This is a genomic window from Kaarinaea lacus (assembly GCF_975902315.1).
In genome coordinates this window covers 1-5,537 of the sequence record NZ_CDLKIE010000162.1, presented here as the reverse complement: position 1 = coordinate 5,537, position 5,537 = coordinate 1, and the positions used below count along the sequence as shown (strand labels likewise).

At 46.4% G+C, this 5,537-nt stretch carries 4 protein-coding genes; all 4 read left to right on the top strand.

Going from position 1 to position 5,537, the window contains the following annotated elements; translation table 11 throughout:
* The first annotated feature begins 294 nt into the window (after positions 1-294).
* On the top strand, positions 295-1,587 hold the full coding sequence (urtA, locus tag ACWVCM_RS04565; protein ID WP_455200533.1) for an urea ABC transporter substrate-binding protein: 1,293 nt from the start codon (positions 295-297) through the stop codon (positions 1,585-1,587).
* A gap of 1,112 nt (positions 1,588-2,699) precedes the next feature.
* The gene (gene urtB, locus ACWVCM_RS04560; RefSeq protein WP_455200534.1) at positions 2,700-3,581 is read left to right on the top strand and encodes an urea ABC transporter permease subunit UrtB; all 882 of its coding nucleotides are present in this window, start codon (positions 2,700-2,702) and stop codon (positions 3,579-3,581) included.
* 3 nt (positions 3,582-3,584) lie between these two features.
* On the top strand, positions 3,585-4,739 hold the full coding sequence (gene urtC, locus ACWVCM_RS04555; RefSeq protein ID WP_455200532.1) for an urea ABC transporter permease subunit UrtC: 1,155 nt from the start codon (positions 3,585-3,587) through the stop codon (positions 4,737-4,739).
* The coding region (gene urtD, locus ACWVCM_RS04550) for an urea ABC transporter ATP-binding protein UrtD (protein WP_455200531.1) at positions 4,736-5,537 on the top strand (802 nt) is incomplete at its 3' end. The genes urtC and urtD, both read left to right, overlap by 4 nt.

Genomic DNA, 5,537 nt, shown 5'->3' with positions numbered 1-5,537 from the left:
GTGCAACCACCACAAGCACTTCTGGATTTCGTCATTTTGATATCAGCTTGACTCATCCTGTTGGAAATACCGGCGCTGATATGGCTATCACTTATACGTTCGCAGGTGAAGATCGCGAAGGTACTGATTATGACGACACTATCGTCATGAGCATTGCGTGGGGCTTTGACATTTAATCCTCTACTCGATCGAAACAAGGAGCGCCAGCACTTTGGCGCTCTCTTGTTTAACTCAACTCTTAGTGAATATGAAAAACAATTCAATGGAAGTACCGTTCAATAGGGGAAGTATTTTATGAAAAAATTCACAAAAACACTGACCAAGTTAGCTGCTGCTTCAGTAATGTCAGCTGCCCTGGTCACCGGCGTACAGGCCGCAGACACTATCAAGGTTGGTGTATTGCATTCGCTTTCAGGCACCATGGCCATCAGTGAAACGACGCTGAAAGACACGGTTTTGATGATGATTGATGATCAAAACAAAAAAGGCGGTGTGATGGGCAAAAAGCTGGAAGCTGTTGTGGTAGACCCTGCTTCTAACTGGCCCTTGTTTGCGGAAAAAGCCCGCGAACTTATTTCTAAAGAAAAAGTGGATGTTATTTTCGGATGCTGGACATCTGTATCGCGTAAATCGGTATTACCTGTAATTGAGGAATTAAACGGCTTGTTGTTTTACCCCGTCCAGTACGAAGGTGAAGAATCTTCCAAGAACGTTTTCTATACCGGTGCTGCGCCTAACCAGCAAGCGATTCCTGCTGTAGATTACTTAATGAAAGAAATCGGTGTTAAACGCTGGGTATTAGCGGGTACCGACTACGTTTACCCACGCACCACGAACAAAATTCTGGAAGCCTACCTGAAAGCCAAGGGTGTTGCTGAAAAAGATATCATGATTAACTACACACCATTCGGTCATTCCGACTGGCAAAGTATCGTTTCTGACATCAAGAAATTTGGTTCAGCAGGCAAAAAGACCGCTGTAGTTTCTACTATTAACGGTGACGCCAATGTTCCATTCTACAAAGAACTCGGTAATCAGGGCATTTCTGCTGAAGACATTCCCGTAGTTGCCTTCTCTGTAGGTGAAGAAGAACTGTCGGGTATCGACACCAAGCCATTGGTAGGTCACCTTGCTGCATGGAACTACTTTCAGAGTGCTGAATCGCCGGAAAACACCAAGTTCATTAAAGCCTGGAAAAAATTCATCAAGGATGACAAGCGTGTCACTAACGATCCCATGGAAGCCACTTACATTGGTTTCAAAATGTGGGTAAAAGCGGTTGAGAAAGCCAAAACCACGGATGTGGACAAAGTGGAACAGGCAATGATTGGCATCAAGGTTCCCAACCTCACAGGCGGTACCGCTGAAATGTTAAAGAACCACCACCTGACCAAGCCCGTATTGATTGGCGAGATTCAGGACGATGGTCAGTTTGAAACCGTATGGCAAACAGAAGGCACAGTACCTGGCGACGCCTGGTCTGACTTTTTACCTGGTAGTAAAGACACCATCGCTGACTGGACTGCACCTATTAAATGCGGCAACTACAACACTAAAACCAAAAAGTGTTCTGGTCAGAATTACTAGGCCATTTCTAAAATTTGACACAAGCACGACCCATAGGACCGGGAAAAGGGAATGCCAGCAGTTTGGCATTCCCCTATCCCAAATAATGCAGGCCAAAGAACTGCGTGTAAAATAACAAACCAGCCAGTTTTAGAAAAAAACAACCTGCCTGGCTAAAAGTATTAGTTTAATCAACAATACAGGGCGAGGTTCCCGAGGAATTTCTGAACACAACACGTTGAACATCCTGACACCCAACGAAGGGCAAGGTTTTGTTCAGAACAACAATCAAGATTCAGATGGCAGTTATGAATTCTTTTTATAATAACAGTATTATCAAGCGACTTGTTCTTGCCTGTTTAGTTTCACTGCTGTCTCTACCACATGCATTGGCTACTACAGAAGCAACAACAGAAGAAGTACCCGTTGTTGAACAAGCCGAACAAACCGAACAACCGGTTGCAGACCCCTTCCTTACTGCTGTTGAAGAATTAAAACAGCGCAGCTTTAAAAAGAAAGGCAAAGCTATCGACCAGCTTCAAACCATTGACGACCCCCGCGTCATCAAAATTTTTAAATACATGCTAAAAGGTGACCTGTTTTATCGCAAAGAGGATAAACTGGTTGTTTTTGCGGATAAGCAGGATAAAGAATACGCTATCACCGATGTAATTAGCGGCGATGCATTGGGAGCAGTACCAAAAAGCAAGTTAAAGAAAATTGTTGCCAACAACAGGTTGCGAAAACAGCTGCGTGGAGCTATAGCCCAACTTAGCCTGGGCAGCAAAGATGCCGAGGTTCGTTTAGCGGCAGTAAAGGAAATGTTGCGAGATCCCAGCTCGGAAGTTGCAGACATGATTCGCAGCACAATCAACAACGAACCTGATGAAGACGTAAAAGGCGTGATGGCGACAGTTATTGCACTGTCTGATCTCAACAGTGATGACAAAACAGTTCGATTAAGCGCTATTAAGATACTGGGCCAAAGCCTGGAATCAGAAGCGTTTAGTAATCTCAGCAAGCTGGTTCAAAAAGACGACCAGGGTGATTACCTGGAGCCAGATGCAGATATTCGGAATGCCGCAACCAAAGCCTTAACCTCTATAAAAGACAAACGCGGTTTCTATGAGTTAATGGAAACCATATTTTTCGGCTTAAGCCTCGGATCTGTTTTACTCCTGGCTGCGATTGGCCTGGCCATTACATTTGGCGTTATGGGCGTCATCAATATGGCCCATGGCGAACTTATCATGCTGGGTGCTTACACAACCTACGTGGTTCAATTATTAATGCCGGACTATATAGAATATTCCCTGTTTGTTGCGGTACCTGCAGCCTTTTTAGTGTCTGGCCTGTTTGGTATCGCTATTGAGCGCGGTGTTATCAGATTCCTTTACGGCAGGCCACTGGAAACCCTGTTGGCTACATTTGGTATCAGCCTGATTTTGCAGCAACTGGTACGTACTATCTTCTCGCCATTGAATCGTGCAGTAGAAACACCGGCATGGATGAGCGGCACCCTGGAAATAACCGGCGCTTTCTCCATTACCTATAACCGTTTTTATATCATCATTTTCAGTTTAATGGTGTTCTTTGCTCTACTGGCTGTTTTAAAGAAAACACCACTAGGATTACAGGTGCGTGCAGTGTCGCAGAACCGTTCCATGGCTAAAGCCATGGGCATTAAAACTGAATGGGTGGACGCTTTAACTTTTGGCCTGGGCTCAGGCATTGCCGGAGTTGCAGGTGTCGCGTTGAGTCAATTGACGAATGTCGGACCCAACCTCGGACAGTCCTACATTATTGACTCATTCATGGTGGTAGTGTTTGGCGGCGTGGGTAACCTGTGGGGCACACTGGTTGGCGCCATGTCGCTGGGTGTCGTAAACAAGTTTTTAGAGCCCTGGTCAGGCGCTGTCATGGCCAAGATTCTGGTGCTGGTATTCATTATTTTATTCATTCAGAAAAAGCCGCGCGGATTGTTCCCGCAAAAAGGCCGAGCAGCGGAGAACTAAACTATGCAGTACAAAAGTCTCTTCGCACAGTTATTTGCCAGTAATAAAGGCGGAAAAATATTCCTCGGTATTCTTGCAGCAATGGCTGTTGTTGTTCCGATACTTAACCTTGCAGTACCAGAGTCCTCTGCACTGCATCTGTCAACCTACACGGTTACCCTGCTGGGTAAGTATCTTACCTTTGCCCTGTTAGCGATTGCACTAGACCTTGTATGGGGCTATTGTGGCATATTAAGCCTTGGACATGGTGCTTTCTTTGCACTGGGCGGTTATGCCATGGGCATGTACCTGATGCGCCAGATTGGCGATCGCGGTGTTTATGGCAATCCCGAGTTACCGGATTTTATGGTGTTCCTCAACTGGCAGGAATTGCCCTGGTACTGGTATGGCTTCGACATGTTCTGGTTTGCCATGATAATGGTCATGTTAGTTCCCGGCGTACTGGCCTTTGTGTTTGGCTGGCTGGCATTTCGTTCCCGGGTAACCGGTGTTTACCTGTCCATTATTACACAAGCGTTGACTTATGCGCTGATGCTCGCCTTCTTTAGAAACGAAATGGGTTTTGGTGGAAATAATGGATTAACAGATTTTAAGGATATTTTAGGATTCAATTTACAGGAAGACAGCACCCGCATTGGTTTGTTTTTAGCTTCAACCATTGCGCTGGCTCTGGGTTACCTGGCTTGTCGTTATATAGTAACTTCCAAGTTTGGTCGTGTTGTGGTGGCTATTCGCGATGCCGAAGACCGCACGCGCTTTGTGGGCTACAAAACAGAAAGTTACAAATTGTGGATCTTTACCTTCTCAGCGGTATTAGCTGGCATCGCCGGTGCGCTGTATGTACCGCAAGTCGGCATTATCAATCCCGGTGAATTTTCACCATTAAACTCCATTGAGCTGGTGGTCTGGGTTGCCGTGGGTGGTCGAGGAACACTATATGGCGCGGCACTGGGCGCCGGAATTGTTAATTACGCAAAAACCTACTTTACCGCCGCGCTGCCAGAAGTATGGTTATTTGCACTTGGCGCACTGTTTATCGTGGTTACCATCTTTTTACCTAAAGGAATCGTGGGGCTTATCGCAAAATTACGCAGTAAAAAGCAACAGCAGGAAACGCCACCCATAGCACCAACCCCCAAAGCGGAGACTGAGGCATGAAACAACTCGATCAGCTTCGCGAAATCATGCGCCGCGACCGCGTGTTCGAGTTTGTCGCAGAGGAACGTTTCCCATTTACTTCAGGCGTACGCCCGGTTAGACCCGGTGTTGTTGATATTAAAAAAGGACCCATTCTCTATATTGAGAACATGACCGTAAGTTTCGATGGCTTTAAAGCCATCAATGATTTGACACTGTATATCGACCATGGGGAATTACGTTGCATCATCGGACCTAATGGCGCCGGTAAAACCACCATGATGGATTGCATTACCGGTAAAACCCGTCCCGATGAAGGCACGGTGTTTTATGGTCAAACCATGGACCTGACACGCATGTCCGAATATGAAATAGCACAGGTCGGTATAGGACGAAAATTTCAAAAGCCCACCGTGTTCCCCGATCATACGGTATTTGAGAACCTGGAACTGGCTTTACACACGAACAAATCCGTATGGCCTACCCTGGTCGCTTCACTCACCGGTGAACAGCGCGACCATATTGATGAAGTCCTGGAAATTATAGGACTGAAAGATCAGGTACATCTGCGCGCCGGACTATTATCTCATGGACAAACCCAATGGCTGGAAATCGGTATGCTGCTAATGCAAAAGCCATTGTTGTTGTTGGTGGATGAGCCCGTCGCGGGCATGACCCACCAGGAAACAGAACGTACGGCGGAACTGTTAACCAGTCTTGCCGGCGATCATTCCGTAGTAGTGGTTGAACATGACATGGATTTTGTTCGTTCTATTGCCCGTACCGTGACGGTCCTACACGAAGGCAGCGTACTGGCCG